This window comes from Halobacillus sp. AWM4_238, assembly GCF_056158265.1.
The window spans coordinates 1232093-1248737 of the sequence record NZ_JBSWSY010000002.1; the positions used below are offsets into that span (position 1 = coordinate 1232093).

Here is a 16645-nt window from a genome sequence, read left to right on the forward strand (position 1 = left end):
ACGGTTTGTCTGATAGATTCATATAATACGGGGAAGTCTAGAAAGGAGACTGACTACTATGAAAACAGTTGTCATAGATGCTGGTCACGGAGGGTCGGATCCGGGTGCAACCTATCAAGGGTATCAGGAGAAGACCTTCAATTTGTCGATCGCGATGAATGTCCAACGCATCCTTTCTCAAAATTACAAAGTGAGAATTCTTATGACACGAACAACAGACGTTACGTTATCCCTCGGCGCCCGCACGAGCCTTGCCAACCGTGTGAAAGCCGATTTTTTCCTGTCCATCCACAACAATGCTGCCGGAGGGAGCGGATTCGAAACGTTTATTTATAACGGCTCGGTAAGTTCGAACACGCGCACCTATCAGAACATCATCCACGATTCCACATTTCGTGCAATCCGAAAGTACAATGTTCGCGACCGTGGGAAAAAACGGGCCAACCTTTTTGTAACGCGGGAAACAGACATGAGCTCACTGCTCGTTGAAGTGCTGTTCGTTGACAACCCCGGCGACCTCGCCCTGTTGAGGAATTCCGCCTTCATCAACGATGCAAGCCGCGGAATCGCAGAAGGCGTGGCAGACGCCCTCAACCTGCCGAAAATGACACCGCCGCCTGCCCCAAAACCGACCCCACCTGGAGATGACACGTTGTACCGGGTGATCGCAGGATCGTTCCGAAACCGCGAGAATGCCGAAGAGCGGATCGAAACGCTCTCCCGCCAAGGGTTCTCTGGCTTTGTTGTACCGACCACGATTTCAGGCACAACGTATTACCGCGTTCAAACCGGAGCTTTTGCTGATGAAGAAAACGCGAAAGAGCAAGTTGAGAGGCTAAAGCGTATCGGCATTACAAGTGCCTTCATCGTACGCGGAGAAGATGCCCCTTCCCCGCCACAGCCTGAACCGGAAGAACCCGAAGATGACCTGTACCGTGTGGTCGCAGGATCCTTCCGAAACCGTGAAAACGCCGATGAGCGAATTGCATTCTTATCGAAAGCAGGTATCGACGGCTTCATCGTCCCGACTGAGATCGACGGTGTGACCTATTACCGCGTCCAGACCGGTGCCTACACCGATAAAGAAAACGCTGAAGCCCAAGTAGAACGACTCAAAGCGATCGGCATCACAGGTGCTTTCATCATCGGAGGCGGAGCAACACCGCCGAGCCCAGAGCCGGAGCCAGAACCTGAGCCAGAGCCGGAACCACCGGTCGATGATGGCGGCTACTCCATTTTCGGCCCCATGTATTTGACTGCGAGTCAGCTCGACGCTTACGCGAAAACCGTCAACCCTGGCGCACCAGCACTCGGCCGCTTCTACCTCCGGTACGGGGAGCTATACGGCATCAGAGGAGACGTCGCTTATGCCCAAGCACTCAACGAAACCAACTTTTTCCGGTTCACTGGAGATGTACACTCGCATCAGAACAACTACGCAGGCATCGGCGCGACAGGTGGCGGTGTTCAAGGAGCCACGTTCGGCACTCCAGAAGAAGGCGTCCATGCCCACATCCAGCACCTTTATGCCTATGCGTCCACCAAACCGATCCCTGCCGGATTAAAAAAGGTCGACCCTCGCTTCGACCTCGTCACCCGCGGCATCGCAATTACGTGGACCCGCTTGAACGGCAGATGGGCCATTCCCGGAGAAAGGTATGGCCAACTGATTTTGGAACTGCATGAGAAGAACATCACGCATGCGCTTAAAGAGATGGAAAAGCAGCGCAAGCAGTTGAATGACGTGCTGAAAGAGATTTAATGAATGAAGCCAGTTTCCTATTTAAGGAACACTGGCTTTTTTGTGTCCCATTCCAAACCTCTTTATAATAGAAGAAAAGGATGACAGCTCCTCTTTTCACCAGCCACATCTCATTTGAGTGTTGAGCCGACCATGGAAGCCCCATCTCCAAACAATAGGGCTCTTCCCCTTGCACTTTTCGCCCGTTACTATTAAAGTATATAATGGTTCAAATCCAACCAAAATGGTTATGGTTAATAAAAAAGTAAGCAATATATATTCAACAAAGATATTTTCTATAAAGAAAGGGTTCAGATAGATATGAAAGAAAATTTCTGGCATGACTTGCCGAAACCGTTTTTTGTACTGGCACCGATGGAAGCCGTGACGGACGTCGTGTTCCGTCATGTCGTCAGTGAAGCGGCGAGACCTGACGTGTTTTTTACAGAGTTTACGAATACGGAAAGCTACTGCCATCCGGAAGGAAAAAGCAGCGTACGCGGGCGTCTCACGTTCACAGAAGATGAACAGCCGATCGTCGCCCACATTTGGGGAGACAAACCGGAATACTTCCGTGAAATGAGTATCGGAATGGCCGAAATGGGTTACAAAGGAATCGATATCAACATGGGGTGTCCGGCTCCGAACGTCGCGACGAAAGGAAAAGGCTGCGGGCTGATCCGTCGTCCGGGTGTCGCTGCTGAGATCATTCAGGAATCGAAAGCCGGAGGACTTCCTGTCAGCGTGAAGACGCGCCTCGGTTATACAGAGGTAGACGAATGGCGCACATGGTTGAAGCATCTCCTTGAACAGGATATCGTCAACCTATCGATCCACCTCCGTACGAAAAAAGAAATGAGTAACGTCGATGCGCACTGGGAGCTGATCCCGGAGATCAAGAAACTCCGTGACGAAGTAGCTCCACACACACTTCTGACGATCAACGGAGACATCCCAGATCGTCAAAAAGGACTGGAACTTGTTGAGAAGTATGGCGTAGACGGAGTCATGATCGGACGTGGAGTCTTCCACAACCCGTTCTGCTTTGAAACAGAGAAGAAAGAGCATACGAGTGAAGAACTGCTCGATCTCCTGCGTTTACAGCTCGATCTGCATGATAAGTATTCAGCAGAGCTCGAGCCGCGTCTCTTCAAACCGCTCCGCCGTTTCTTCAAGATTTATGTACGCGGATTCCGCGGTGCGAGTGAGCTTAGAAATCAGCTGATGAGCACAGAATCGACGGACGAGGTCCGTGCTTTGCTTGATGAGTTTACGGAGAATTCAGGAGTGAAGGAAGAACAGAGTTTTTCCATTTCTTAATATATTTCAACCAATTTCTAGAGAGAAAAGCCAGCGGTGCTTTTCTCTCTTTTTCATTTGGCTTTGGTAAAAGGTTGACACGTCCTCCAGCGAACAGCACACATCCTTAACCGTTGCTGATGACTCGTTTTTCACACAGCGAATGACCCTCAAAAGAGATGACTGGAGTAAGGATTATAAAAAAAAGCATAGATTCAATCCATGCTTTTTTGCTACAATATTAAGCTTCGAGCCCTGTGTAATGGACATCTCCAAAAACACGCCCCAATGATGTGTGTAGACGTCTAGAGATACTCTCCGCTTTTTCCATCGACGTATCGGTTTTAACGACAATCGTTTCGAAGTTTTTCTTCATACTTTTATTCGGCCATACATTTACGAATACGTCATATAACGTGTCATCTTCCTCGGTCGCCTGCAAGTAAGAGATCGTTATATAGTTTCCACCAATGTCTTCTATTTTTTGTTTAATTTGATTGTAGTCCATAGGTTTCACCTCTAATAATAATTTATCTTTTGCTTAAGAAGCCAAAGCATGCCTTTCCTACTATACATGATTTAGAGGAAGGAAGATAGTAGGTTTTGACCTATTATAGGAAGTTATCCATAGACGACTTCATGTGCCATCTCTAAAAGTGCCATCCCTGTAGAGGCTGACACCGAAAGAGCATCCATTAAGTATTTTTGGAGGTCATTTTTGCCCTCCCCTTCTTCTCTTGAAGAGAGGCCTCTATTTTTTCTTGATAATGCCGTTTGAACGATGCAAGTTCTTCATTGGAAAAGGCAACGTCATCCCCCCGCCTCCGCTTCAATGCTTTCTCCACCGTTTTGGAAAAAGGAGACTTCAATGCCCACTGCCCAGCCTCATCCTTCGAGTAGATGCGTTCGTCTTCCAAATAATAATAGACCCTGAGGATGTTTAACACACCATAAACCGGATCCTTCTCCACATTTCTCAAACAATCCTCATAGTCGCTCAAAATCGAATCCACGTAGTCCTTCTTCGGAACGGGAGGAAACACTTCTTCGACCGGCTTTCCAAACAACACACATCCACTGTGATGGATGATGGTCAGATGAGCGGCCAAGTCCACGTCTTTCCGTGTTTCCCCTTCTGAATAGGAAGATCCGCCCGCGAGGAAACGATTTCTCCAGTCCTCGCTATAGTGGTAGTCGAACGGGCAAGGATGCTGCCATTTTTCCAGCTGACGACGGTTCAATACAGAGATTTCAATCGGATAAGGAGTCCCCGACCGCTCGAGCAGGAAATCTGTCAGCTTGACGGCGTCCAGCTTGGACAGCGGGCGTTCCGTCACGACGATCAAATCGACATCACTTTTCTCAGGCACAAACCCGCCTAATACGAGCGAACCGTGCAGATAAACACCTGTTAAGTTGTCACCGAAAATTTCATAGAACTTCTCCGTACACCCGACGAGAAAAGAATCGACCATTGATTTACCCTCCTAGATTCTTTGAAGATGAGTGTCCTTGAAACCGGTCGGATATTTCAACCCATACCCGAACATCCTGTCCATCCCGTTATGCGCCATCCAGATCAAACTGATCATCAAGAGCCAATCCAAGGATGCAACAACAGCAGCCATTATGAACAATAACGGTAGAACATAACTATGGGAAAGGTTATAAACAGCCGCCCCTACTCTTACGTTAACGAGGTATCCGAGCATGGAAATGTCGAAGATCAATAAAAGAAACACAAATGCGAGCCAGCTGAAATCATTCTGCTGGTAGAAAAATAGACTTGCGATGAATACTAACGCACCTTCCAAATGAAGCAAAACCCTCGTCACTTTAACCCCTCCTGATTACGACACCGATCCAACCGTCTATCTGCATTTTTTATTGAGTACTTGTATGAATAGACTATCATTTTTCATTGGATAAAAGTTCAAATTTATATTAACTTTAACAAAATGTTTAGGTAGATCGTCAGGCGGGCTAGAAACACGATGTTTAACTACACGCTTCCCATACTTTGTAGTCTGTTATATGGCTAGTGCCAGCATACATTCGTTCTAATTCCCTTTGAAGGAAAAAACAGTCATCCCCACCTCCCATTCGTATCTTTGAAGAGTACTATGTAAAATTGTGAAACATTGAAGCCCATTTGTACGTATATTCATAGTAAATGGAAGATAGTTTTCCCACAGACGATGACTCCTCTCCCTCCTTCTCATGGGAGGTGACGTAGGCCTATCTTAGTCTGAAACCCCATTTTGTGGTATTCTTGAAGTATCATAGATTCATTTAGTCGTGGAAAAAGGAAAGACGGAAAAGGGGCTGACGAAGCATGGAAAACCTCAACTCTTTTATGCTTGAGAATTTGGAAAGAGCATTCATGCCACATACCTCCGAATATCAGCGCTACATCGATTTTCAAACGATGAGAGATATGAAGCAGGTGATCAAAGGGAAACGCCCTGTTTATTTCGATCTGGAAATAGAAGAACTGGTAGAGATGAAGAAGCGATATATTATGGATGGATTTTGGAACGGTGTCTTATTCTCCGTCGTGATACCGAAGTCCAACACATTCAGGGGGACCCTCGAGTTTTACGGCAAGCCGCCGAAAATGCTACTGGGCCGCTTTGAATGGATCGAAGAAGAAAACGCCTTCCTCCCTACTTTTCTGAAAGAAGAATTCACGAGAAAAAAAGGACTCGGAGGCACGCTGAGAGATTTTTCAGAGGTATTGTTCAAACATGTGAACACCTATGTCGAGCACATGGCAGTATCCGTGGAGAGTACAACGTTTGAACATCCTGAGGAACCGATCTTCGAAGACTGGGACTTCCCGTTTCTTGATAACCATCCCGACCTTCAACAGGAGTGGACGTCTTTGAAAGAACGGACAGAGAAACAGTTCAGACGGATGGCAGAACTCGACATCGAAGAACAATACACCCTTGAAACGATGATGGACAAAGACGTCCCTGAATTCATCGCATCGTTTCAGCGATTGTCTGATGAAAACAAGGAAAACCGTAAACATGAACTGGTGGAGACGATGTATGATTTGCAGAAATTCATTGAAGCATTGGAGCGAAAAGAAGAAGAAAGCCACACACAGAGCTTTGCGAGAAGCAAAGGAATCATTGCTTCCAAATATAATAAGGAAGACGAAAACTTCCTTTCGCGAAAGTAAACGGCCGTTTTGTTTTTCTTAAAACCAACGAATGACATACAGGAGGTATGGACATGAGTAAACATTCTCCCTATAAAGATAAAGAAGCGGAAATGAATCAACAGGACCTGAGAGAAGCGATGACGCTTATTGAAAAGGAAGATATCGACCGCCTGAACGAAGAAGCCGAAGCCTACGCAGGAAGGTTCGACTCATCCAGAGACGATTCCCTTTCCGATGTGATGAGAGAGCTCGGAGACCTCGGAGAAAAAGAGCAGCGCGTTGCCGGGGAGACGATGGAAACATTGAAACGCCCGGTCAACGACCTCATGACCAAAGGCAACAACGACATCCCCGATTCGCTGAGAGAACTCGAAACGATCGTTTCGGACCTTGATCCGAAACGCACCGAAGGCAACGGCGTGCAGAAGTTCTTGTATAAACTAAGCAAAAAGCAGCCCATCGACCGGTATATGAAGAAATATGAAACGGTCGACTCGAAGATTGATATGGTCGTCCGCAGTCTCTTAGCCGGGAAAGACCGCCTGGAAGAAGACAGCGTCGAATTACAGCTCATCAAAGAAAATGCCCAAAAGCGTATTTATGACCTGGACAAGCAGATCTACCTCGGGAAGAAGCTGTTCGAGCTTTTGAAAGAAAAAGAAGCGACCGGCGAATACGATCTGGCCCTGCTTACCGAAGGAAAAGAGAAAATCATTACGCGTACGAGAAACATGACACAGATGAAGAGTGTCCTGCACCAGAGCATTTCTTCCGTGGACATCATCAAGAAAAACAATGAAAAGCTGAAAGAATCGATCCGTAATGCAGTGACGCTGACGAAAAACATCATTACCGTCTCCGCTTCGATTCAGCTCGCTTTGAATAATCAGCGGAAAGTGATCGACACGGTGAACGGCGTCAATAAAGCGACCGAGGAGATGCTGCTTTCGAACTCCAGAAAACTGAAGCAGAATGCGGAAGAGACGACTGAGATGATGGAGAATCCTGCGATCAGTATGGAAGCTCTTCAGGAGTCTTTTGATAATGTTTTTGATGCGCTGAAAACGACGGAGCAGTCATCGGAGCGGATTATTGCTTCGAGTGAGCAGTTTATTGAAGAGATGGATGCTTTGAATGAAAATGTTCGGATGAGATTGTCCCAGACTGGTAAACACACACAAAGAGCGCTTCGTGAATAAAGCGCTCTTTGTGTGTTTCAATTTATACAACACTCTTATATTAGTGTTACAACCCTGATTGGTTAGAACTTAGCCTGTTAGATTTCTAGAGATGTTAGTACCTTCATCTTTCAAAAGATCAATAATAATTCTAGGAGGAAAAAACCAACAGTTATTCACGTTTATCAAACGCTGTTTATGCCTTTGTAAAAGGTACTTCACTGTGGAGGAGTTTTTTTGGAATAAAGCGTGGTAAGTAACTACCTCACTTTTGTACGATTTCTTCAACTTAGAAATGGAAGAGTTATCGAGCGACTTAGACGAAGCTTTAAAACCCCCCTGCTTACTTGCGTTTCCATATTCGACGCTCACTATGAAAGCGAAAAGATTTGTATTGTTACTACAAAAATCATGAACAATTAATTAAATAATACGATTGATTATTAAAAAAATTCATTTATATATATTGAGTAACATTTTTATTCATTTTATATCTCTAATATATTTCACAAATACTTGTGTAGCAAACAACATTAAATCCCTACACTCAGTAGCTTTATCTTTATCAATTCCTCCTTCATGTGCAGCGATATTTCTGTAATTTTTTCGTATCTTTTCAACATTACATCCAAAACCTGATTGTTGTTTTACCATAACTCTTTTTTTAATTTTATTATCATATCGAACTCTTTCTGGTTTTAATACCTTATATGGTTTTATTGTTTTAAAGACTGTTGGAAAATAAACCTCAGCTATCTCATGATAATCATCATCTAATAAATAACAGTCAACAGACCCCAATGTGAAAGGTTTTTTCATGGCACTTTGTACGGGTGAATTAAAATTAATTATACCCTCATAAAAATATTTTTTTAGTTCTATTTCAAAAGCAACGGTTAATGGTAATATCGCAGGCGAGTAGTCAACATAATCCTTATAATCTTTGATTGAGTTAAAGACTAACTCGGAAGTTATTAACAGTTCTTTTGATTTATTGTTTAATTTCTGCCAACCATCCATACCAAACCGTTGTTCCTCTTTATACCACTCCTCAATTTTCTTTATTTTTTCCTGACTATAGTTTGTCAATTCATTACGCGTTATCAGCATTTGGTTCATTTCAGTTAGTATGTCTTCATATAAAATTTCTTTTTCTACTTCGGATAAACTTGAACTTTTCAACTGTTGAGTGTAATTACTCCTAATCTCTCTTAGATAACCTGTTAAAGCCTTCTGTTTTATGATTTCTGAATCCTGGTATAATTTATAAACATTAAATATATTTTCATTTCTAAAATGTAAGTCTGGAACATATGCCTTACAAGTTTTATATAATTCTTCTAACTGATTTATTTTTTCACTATAACTATCATTAAATTGTTCTTTCAATAAATCTAATAACTTGTCAATGAAACCAATTAATTCTATAGCATCCAAATTTTCAATTTTGCCTTTATGTTCCTTTCTAATAAGTCCATCCTTAAGATATTGGTTTATAGATGGATCATCAAACAATTCTTTAGTAAGAAAACTAACTCTCGGCTTAATCATATTAATTGTTTCTTCTCTATTTTCTAGTTGATTTCTAAAAGCTTCTAAACGAGCTGCACAATCCCACAATACATCTGCTTCATTGACATTTAAATTCTTACCAATAATCCTTAGAAAAGCTATTTTATGTGGAATCGGATAGTCGAACCTTCCTGCAATAATTTCATAAGCTTCCTTAAATTTTTTGCTTTTAATCAAACTGTCAACAATATAAAATAATTGTGAGCCAATCCATTTAAAATCTGAACCACCCCAACGAATAACTAATTCAACAGCAAATGATAAATTCTGGTCTTTAGAATCATCAAACTCTTTAAACGAATTATCTGGTGAAATTAATTTAATAAAAGACAATAAATCTTTATTGTAATACTCAATTAATCTTTTGATATGGCTTTGAACTTCTTTATATGTAAACCTCTGCTGAACTTCGGTAATGGTATTGTTAAAAAAATAATTCAATGCGAAAGACTTATCTATAAAATTGGCATAATTAACTATTTCAATTAAGTTCACAATATTTGAGTGTTCTTCGAATTTTATTTGTTGATAAATAAAATTCATCATTTCTTCTATAGGAGCATCAAACTTATTATAATCACTTTTAACCTGTACCCATTCTAAAAATAGTTGTCCATTATTTTCATTGTCCTTCCCTAACTTACGAAGTCCATATTCTAACCCTGGTTTTAAAGTATCAATAGCCTTCTCTATTTCTCCATTAGTCCAGTGGGACTCTACTATTTTTAAAACTTCATCTGTTATTTTAAAGTTCAAAAAAATCCTCCTCACTTATTTTCTCCCATTGATTTTAAAATAGGGAGTCATATCTATATGGAATTTGTTTATATGTTATTAGCAATATATCTTTCTGATTCTTTATCTTAAAAAAATGCTTTTAGTTCATTAAGTCTGCTAAGTTTATAATTACACATCAACCCTTGCTAGTTCATACATTTTTGTCTGTGTATCTTCAAAATTTTCTAGTTGGGCAATGATGTTTTTATCTTTATTGTAGACAGTAAATAGTTCTCCATCGAAGTAAAGGGTATAGCCTCCATGACTAAGATCCACATATTTTTCATTCGACGCACCCACAGAATCCTTATAAGTGCAAGCGATTCCTTTTTGTTGCAGTGCGGCATAAATGGCATAACTAAAATATTCCTGACAATAACCGCTCGTCATGGTCGTATCAAGCAACAAAATATTGTTCTCATCATGGAAACGGATCAGGCGTTTGCTTCCACACCGCTCCTGTAAAATAAGCGGGTACTTAATAAAGTATTTTCGCCAGTCCGTTACTTTAGAGTTTTTAATGATCCACTTTAAACTTTCCTCCACTGTATTTGGAGTTACTTTATCTAGAAGTTTCTTTAAATATCTTGCATTATTATGACGCAAGAAACGCTTCCAGCTTATATCACGATCAAACCCTTCAATGAGGAAGCTATAATTTTGACCAGTATTAATTAAATAATCACCAAATGTTAGTAGTGCTCTTGAAAGTAAATTATTAGATACGTTCAGTTTCGTTCTTCCGAAGATAGCAATAGCTTTCTCATAATATGAAATAAAGGAAGCTTGTTTTTGTTTATGCTCATAGTCAGTCCACTTTTCGAAACCATCAGCACCGATAAAGGATAGCAAAAAGCCAATCTCTCCTTCAAAATAACGATAGTCCTCCGCCGTATGAATATGTTTTTCCCAGTCGCTATCGGCTAAAACTAGATTAGCTTTTAATTTTTCCTGGGATAGCTGGGAGCCAAAAAAGCCTGACATCTTAACATTTGGATCTGCTAGATACTTATCAAGATTTTCAGCATGAGGAACGAGTCTATCCAACGCTTGGATGGATTGAATATAATCCTCGATTCGGTTGTAAATTGTATTTACGGTAACATTACGAACTAACCGTATCCAACGGCTAAAAGCTGAAAAATCATCAAATTGACGAATATAAGCTACTATCCCATAAAGCTGAACACGATCTTCATAATTGATACCTTTGGTCATCGCCTGATCAAACACTCTTTTTAGATTTATTACAGATTGTTGGCTATCTAGGTTTCCCTCATAAAGCAAGTCTAGAGTTATTTCTATATCCTTGACCCACTGATCATTATTAATATGCAGGTTTGCCAAGTCATCAAAACGAATCACATCTCCACGATTAATGGCAGCAAACAGCTGATTACGATTTTGCTGTTGACGTGCTAGCTGATTGTAAAGTAAAGCATAGAAAAATTGTAAAAATGATTCGTCATAATTCTCTTTTTGGTGTTTCCAGAAAAAATCAGACCAGACAGTATCTGTCTTTAATAAAATTTCCTTTTCATCGACCCTATCCACACCCTCCAAGTATTGCTGAAAGCGTGCCTTAAAGTTCTCAAACGGTGTCAACGGTTTTCCACGGGCATTCATTTTAATATATAGCGTATCCTCTAGTTGAAAGGAATCTAAGTCAATAAACTGAAAAGTAATAGGTGCACTCACTTTGAGAATGTCATATAATTGATCAGGTAAATCGTATTCATTCGAATAGGTATGAATCTCATCTAACATTGTCAGCATAGAGGCAACTGTTGGATCATAAGCCCATCTATAGTAAAAATCAGACTCATTATAGATTTGCTCCGATAAAGAATCCTTACTAAAATCTAGATTGGTCAACTGAATAAGAAGCTTACAAAACTGTTTACTACTTGGTCGTGTTTCATAGGAAAAATGCTGAAATGCTTCTTGATCACCATGAAGCTCTCCTTCCTTCGCAGCGAAATACCAGTGCATTAAAAATAACGTCGTTAATCGTTGTTGTCCATCAAGTGGAGCAAAGTGCTTAGCTTCGTTTACCGTGCCGTAAATGAAATCTAATTCTATTGGCTCACAAGTTTGCAGGGCTTTAAACAACACTCGCAAAAATTCATGTCGTACATGCTGAACGTCTTTATCCTTCCTACCTTGAGCATAATCTCGCTGAATTATCGGAATGGTAATATGGTAATTTTTCAGTAGCTCCCAAAAACTAAATACTTTTGATTCCGCCATTTACCCCACCTCCCTTTTTAATTGATTAGTGATGACTGGATCCAGAACCTCAAGAATATTTTGCATATAAGCTACACGATCTTCCTGATTCCAATGATGAATTTGCTTCGTTTTTTTGCTGTAATACATTAAAAAGACATTTTTTGTGGCAATCGGAATATATACACCTGTTTGATCTCGAGAAATAATCTCCTCCCGTTTCTTTGGGAAAATAGCATTTTTATACGCACGATTCGTTTTGGCATCAAGTAACGTACAATTGGATATATGGTTTGAATAACCTTGACCGAAGTAATCAACAATTTTCTGTTGTATAATTTCAAATCGCTCCACTTCCATAGCTTCAAACAAAATTTCTTTTTTGTTCTCCTCAAGTTCGGTACAGAAATCTAGATTATCCACATAGGCTAAAGCATCTTGCACAAAGGTAAGCTGTTCATCCTGGTTAGTAAGAACTTCGCTTTGTAGAGCATGAATATGCTCTATATCCCAACGCTCATTTTTATATTGATCAAAATCAAAGCGTTGTTTCGAATGCTTATCATGCTGCAACGTCAAAATATTAAACAAAAGCAAAACGTCCTTAATCTGTCTACGATCAGAATCATAGCTAAGCTCCATAATATCCCAATCATGCAAACGATTCCTGATGCTGATATATAATGACTCAATAAATTCATCTTTCTTCATTGATCTAGCATTTTTAAGAAGAGACTGCACAGAGATAGGATGTTCACTTGCTAATAAGTAACCAATCAGATGATAAAGCTCCCGATTATCAAACCATTCATTAAACTGATAATATAGCTTATGAATTTCAGACCAAAGATCCTCGACTACTTGATGTCGAGGCTTTCCCAGCTCGGTTTGACGCTCAATTTCTTCGTGAAACGCGTGGAAGGTGCGATATGAAGTGTGTATATCTAGATAATGTGGAAATTTAGCAGTTATTAATTCAAATAGCCACTCAATATGATTTTCGTATTTGTCTCTTGCAGGCTGAAGGAAATACCAAAAGTCAGGATCCTGTAATCTCGTCTCCATCGTATCCCACTGTGTTGCCAGCTCAATCTGTTTCATTTTGAGATAATCATGCTGCCCCTTATCCTGACCCAGGTTATTTTTACTTAAAAATAAGGCTTTAATTAGTTCGGCATTTGTTAAAGGAATTTTCCCGACATTAATTCTTGTAAATATATCAATACCATCATATTGATGATCCAGTTCATACCAAAGTACCTTCACTTGATCAGTTAAACGTTGCCAGATATGAATGGGAACATTTTTATCTGATTGATGCTTGAACCATTTTTTGATAGTTTCATAGGCATCATACATATGATAAAAATCAATATTATCATTCCTACTACCTTCTCCGTTTTTAATATCGTTAATAAATGTTTCACTGTCGTTCCGTGTCTCATAACGCAATTTATACCCAGTACCTTCATAAAAAGGAATAATTGACTGAATAAATTTGACAATCAATAATACAGTCGTCAGTCGCTGCTGTCCATCTATCACTTCTATTCCTTTTTCATGCTGTTTAACGACGATTGGCTGTAGCCAGTAAACATCATCTTTTTTCGGATCCATGTTATGAAACTCCAAGATATCCTCAAGCAGCTCTTTAATTTGTAAGGATGTCCACCGATAACCGCGTTGATAACCGGGAATCCAAAAATTAATACCTTCATTCATAATCTCTCCAATACTCTTTGAATCTAATTTTGTCAAAACTAAAAGTCCTCCCTTTTATACAGCTCCATCATGTTTGTTTTTCTTAAAGTGTGTAAATAATTCATAAGCAACATGACATACTATTAACATATCAATCTATCCACTATTTTTTATAGTTTCGTTACAAAAGCCTAAAACCCTTTAAAATTGTAGTATTTACCAATTGTTTGTTGATCATTTTGAATAGGAAGATGTAACTCTAATTATTAACTCCTTGCCATTACACTAAAAAATAATATTAAAGGAGCCTGATCCCCGTCCCGTTAACACTTTAGCGCATTGGGGGTCAGGTACTTTTTAAAATCACCCTTTTTTCCAGATAAGGGAATTGTATGTATAAACCATGATAGAATTAATAAAGTAGATTTTCTTTTGAGGAGGGGGAAGGATATGAATTTAACGATGAGGTTTTACCAAGGACCTGATGATATGAAACTCCAGTACGATTTTTGGAGGAAGGTGACAAGAGATCTGCCTTGGGCATGGAAACCGACAAGGTCACCACTGATTTTTCATGAGCAGCCGACATTTGATCCAAGGTCAAGATGTTTCGTATTTGACGGAGAAGAGCTTGTGGGCCATATGGGGTTTTCAGGAAGTGAGGAGTTCATTTCCCTGGGATATCCATGGGTGCTAGATGGGTATCAAGGGGATATTCAAGATGAAATGTTTGATAAAATTTATACATTTGCCAGCAATGAATATGGGGGTAAAATGTTTGCCCAGCGCTTCCGTTCGCAGTGGAAGGATCAGATTGATTTCTTTGTAGGTAAAGGTTTCGAAATCACTGGGCGGTCTTCCATTTATGGATTGGATGTTAAGAAACGGCTTACACTTCAAATCTTACATAAAGAGGTCAAAGTGGAAAATGAATTTCATTTTGACTCATTTTTACAAGCAGCGGTAAAAAAACAAACATTTCAACAAGAAGAATTAGCTATGCTTCAGGAGTATTATCAATCCGTAGATTTTGATTTTTCCGTGGCATGTTATGAAGATGAAGAACTATCGGGATATTTTGGTGTCACATTCCGTGAAGATAATAAATACGCTGAAATAATCGCTTCTGTTGTAGATGAAGAAGAGGATTTCATCGCCTGTCTCCAATCAACAGTGGCAAAACTTCGAGAGCTAGGGGCAGAGGTAGTAGGCATACATGAGAGTTCCTTACCAGACAATGCGCGGAAAGAAGCAGGCTTTGTAAAGATCTCCGAAGATGTCATGCTCATGAAGAAGCTTTGAGGTTATGGATGTAAATCTTCGTCGTTTACATGCTTATCACTTTAAAAACAATCCAGTGAAAGTGCCTGCGCCCACCAAGTTAACACTTTACGCTGCAGTGATCAGGCACAGAGATAAAAGTGTTAAAGCACTGGGGACAGCTGGAGCTTTTTTAATAAGGAAGCGCACGAGCCGTCCCAGCTCTTCCTACCAGTTTCTCTATCTCTCTTCACGAAGAAATGATGTCCCTTTAGAAACAAAACCTTCCATAATGTCTCTTGGCACCAAACTTCCTCCAGTTGCCCAGACTAAATGCGTAGCTTGACTTAATCGGGAGCCATACATGCTGTTTAACTGTTGTTGAATGTCAACGGAAATAGGACCGGACATGCCTGCAAGTGCCGATGGCTCGAGGGAAATACCTTCTGAATCATGCAAGAGGGCTTATAGCTTGTACAAGTTTTCGTCGTTGATCGTATAAATGCCGTTCACCATATTTTCTACCAGCCGTCCAGCCAAAGCGGATGGTCGCCCCACAGCTAATCCATCAGCTTCCGTCTTATTATCAAGCCCGATATCTTGAACAGAAATGTCCTCATGTTTTCCTGTGGCAAGTCCAAGCATCATGCACGGAGAGCTGGTCGGCTCTGCAAAATAACAGTGCACATGATCCCCAAACACATACTTCAGTCCATAAGTGATCCCCGCAAGTCCTCCACCTACGCCACAAGGTAAATAAACCACGAGAGGGTGCTCCGCATCAAACGTGATCTTCTCCTGTTTCAATTGCTCCTTAAGTCGCAAAGCAGCTACGGCATAACCTAAAAACAAATCCTTGGAATTTTCGTCATCAACGAAATAACAGTTCTCTTGCTCCTGACATTGTCTCCGTCCTTCGTTCACGGCAAAAGAAAAATCCTTATCATGCTCTACTACCACTACACCTTTATCCCTGAGTAACTCTTTCTTCCATTCTTTGGCGTCCACGGACATATGAACCGTTACCTGAAAACCTAAAGCAGCACTCATGATGCCTATACTTAGAGCCAGATTACCTGTGGATCCTACAGCTATCGAAAAGTTGGAAAAGAACTGCTTGAATTCGGGATTGGCTAATTTGGAGTAATCGTCACCTTTTGTAAGCTTTCCATGTTTTATGGCCAGCCCTTCCGCGTATTTTAATACTTCATAAATACCTCCTCGCGCTTTAATGGACCCAGCGATCGGAAGTTCATGATCACACTTTACATACAAATAGCCAGGAATGGATTGCTGATATCGCTTTTCCAATTCCTGTTGCATAGAAGGTATGCCGCGAATGGGAGATTCAATGATTCCGTTCATTTTCTTGGTTTCTGGAAATGCTTTAGCTAAATATGGAGTAAACCTGTGGAGAAGCATTTCTGCTTCATGAAGGTCTTCGGTAGGAATAGGCAGATTTTTTTCAAGCGTGTGATAATGTTCAAGTGATTCATTAGACCAAAACGTTTCTCTCTTGTTTTTTAACTGCTCAATCAATTCTTCCTCGCTGCTATGATAACGTTTAGAAACCATCATATCCTCCTTAAGTGTTTTGTACATAAGGTAACATGAATTTAATGAGGCGGATACTAATAAAGTGCCTGGCCCCTTCCGCTTTAACATTTCATCGCTTATCGCAGCGAGGGGCAGGCACGTTAAAATTGGAGCATATAG

The 16645-nt window shown here is 40.7% G+C and carries 11 protein-coding genes and 1 pseudogene; 5 read left to right on the plus strand and 7 right to left on the minus strand.

Going from position 1 to position 16645, the window contains the following annotated elements; all coding sequences use genetic code 11:
• The first annotated feature begins 58 nt into the window (after positions 1-58).
• Both ACXACN_RS06330 and ACXACN_RS06335 read left to right on the plus strand, forming a co-directional pair.
• On the plus strand, positions 59-1762 hold the full coding sequence (locus tag ACXACN_RS06330) for an N-acetylmuramoyl-L-alanine amidase (RefSeq protein WP_474963163.1): 1704 nt from the start codon (positions 59-61) through the stop codon (positions 1760-1762).
• Between the two features lie 300 nt (positions 1763-2062).
• The gene (locus tag ACXACN_RS06335) at positions 2063-3061 is read left to right on the plus strand and encodes a tRNA dihydrouridine synthase (protein WP_474963165.1); all 999 of its coding nucleotides are present in this window, start codon (positions 2063-2065) and stop codon (positions 3059-3061) included.
• Between the two features lie 220 nt (positions 3062-3281).
• On the opposite strand, the gene ACXACN_RS06340 is transcribed toward ACXACN_RS06335, so the two are convergent.
• The 3 genes from ACXACN_RS06340 to ACXACN_RS06350 form a co-directional block, all read right to left on the minus strand.
• The gene (locus ACXACN_RS06340; protein WP_474963166.1) at positions 3282-3548 is read right to left on the minus strand and encodes a hypothetical protein; all 267 of its coding nucleotides are present in this window, start codon (positions 3546-3548) and stop codon (positions 3282-3284) included.
• 187 nt (positions 3549-3735) lie between these two features.
• Positions 3736-4515 (minus strand): aminoglycoside adenylyltransferase domain-containing protein, encoded by a 780-nt coding sequence (locus ACXACN_RS06345; RefSeq protein WP_474963167.1) that lies wholly within the window; start codon positions 4513-4515, stop codon positions 3736-3738.
• A 12-nt stretch (positions 4516-4527) separates the two neighbouring features.
• The gene (locus ACXACN_RS06350; RefSeq protein WP_474963169.1) at positions 4528-4875 is read right to left on the minus strand and encodes a DUF4260 domain-containing protein; all 348 of its coding nucleotides are present in this window, start codon (positions 4873-4875) and stop codon (positions 4528-4530) included.
• Positions 4876-5375: 500 nt separating this feature from the next.
• On the opposite strand from ACXACN_RS06350, the gene ACXACN_RS06355 reads away from it, so the two are divergent.
• Complete coding sequence (locus ACXACN_RS06355) at positions 5376-6230, plus strand: hypothetical protein (RefSeq protein WP_474963170.1); 855 nt, start codon at positions 5376-5378, stop codon at positions 6228-6230.
• Positions 6231-6283: 53 nt separating this feature from the next.
• Complete coding sequence (locus ACXACN_RS06360) at positions 6284-7411, plus strand: toxic anion resistance protein (protein ID WP_474963171.1); 1128 nt, start codon at positions 6284-6286, stop codon at positions 7409-7411.
• A 462-nt stretch (positions 7412-7873) separates the two neighbouring features.
• On the opposite strand, the gene ACXACN_RS06365 is transcribed toward ACXACN_RS06360, so the two are convergent.
• From ACXACN_RS06365 to ACXACN_RS06375, 3 genes are all read right to left on the minus strand, one after another.
• On the minus strand, positions 7874-9718 hold the full coding sequence (locus ACXACN_RS06365) for a hypothetical protein (RefSeq protein WP_474963173.1): 1845 nt from the start codon (positions 9716-9718) through the stop codon (positions 7874-7876).
• A 150-nt stretch (positions 9719-9868) separates the two neighbouring features.
• The gene (locus tag ACXACN_RS06370; protein WP_474963174.1) at positions 9869-11989 is read right to left on the minus strand and encodes a DUF262 domain-containing protein; all 2121 of its coding nucleotides are present in this window, start codon (positions 11987-11989) and stop codon (positions 9869-9871) included.
• Positions 11990-13726 carry a DUF262 domain-containing protein gene (locus tag ACXACN_RS06375; protein WP_474963175.1) on the minus strand — a complete coding sequence of 579 codons (1737 nt, stop codon included), beginning with the start codon at positions 13724-13726 and terminating at the stop codon, positions 11990-11992.
• Between the two features lie 393 nt (positions 13727-14119).
• Between ACXACN_RS06375 and ACXACN_RS06380 the strand changes: the two genes are divergently transcribed.
• Positions 14120-14971 carry a hypothetical protein gene (locus ACXACN_RS06380; protein WP_474963177.1) on the plus strand — a complete coding sequence of 284 codons (852 nt, stop codon included), beginning with the start codon at positions 14120-14122 and terminating at the stop codon, positions 14969-14971.
• 198 nt (positions 14972-15169) lie between these two features.
• On the opposite strand, the pseudogene ACXACN_RS06385 reads toward ACXACN_RS06380, so the two are convergent.
• Positions 15170-16504: pseudogene (locus ACXACN_RS06385) on the minus strand (D-serine ammonia-lyase).
• Between the last annotated feature and the right edge of the window lie 141 nt (positions 16505-16645).

Bases quoted from the DNA above. Each gene is read 5' to 3' on its own strand.
- ACXACN_RS06335 (WP_474963165.1), top strand. From the start codon at position 2,063: ATGAAAGAAAATTTCTGGCATGACTTGCCGAAACCGTTTTTTGTACTG.
- ACXACN_RS06330 (WP_474963163.1), top strand. From the start codon at position 59: ATGAAAACAGTTGTCATAGATGCTGGTCACGGAGGGTCGGATCCGGGT.
- ACXACN_RS06360 (WP_474963171.1), top strand. From the start codon at position 6,284: ATGAGTAAACATTCTCCCTATAAAGATAAAGAAGCGGAAATGAATCAA.
- ACXACN_RS06380 (WP_474963177.1), top strand. From the start codon at position 14,120: ATGAATTTAACGATGAGGTTTTACCAAGGACCTGATGATATGAAACTC.
- ACXACN_RS06345 (WP_474963167.1), bottom strand. From the start codon at position 4,515: ATGGTCGATTCTTTTCTCGTCGGGTGTACGGAGAAGTTCTATGAAATT.
- ACXACN_RS06370 (WP_474963174.1), bottom strand. From the start codon at position 11,989: ATGGCGGAATCAAAAGTATTTAGTTTTTGGGAGCTACTGAAAAATTAC.
- ACXACN_RS06340 (WP_474963166.1), bottom strand. From the start codon at position 3,548: ATGGACTACAATCAAATTAAACAAAAAATAGAAGACATTGGTGGAAAC.
- ACXACN_RS06355 (WP_474963170.1), top strand. From the start codon at position 5,376: ATGGAAAACCTCAACTCTTTTATGCTTGAGAATTTGGAAAGAGCATTC.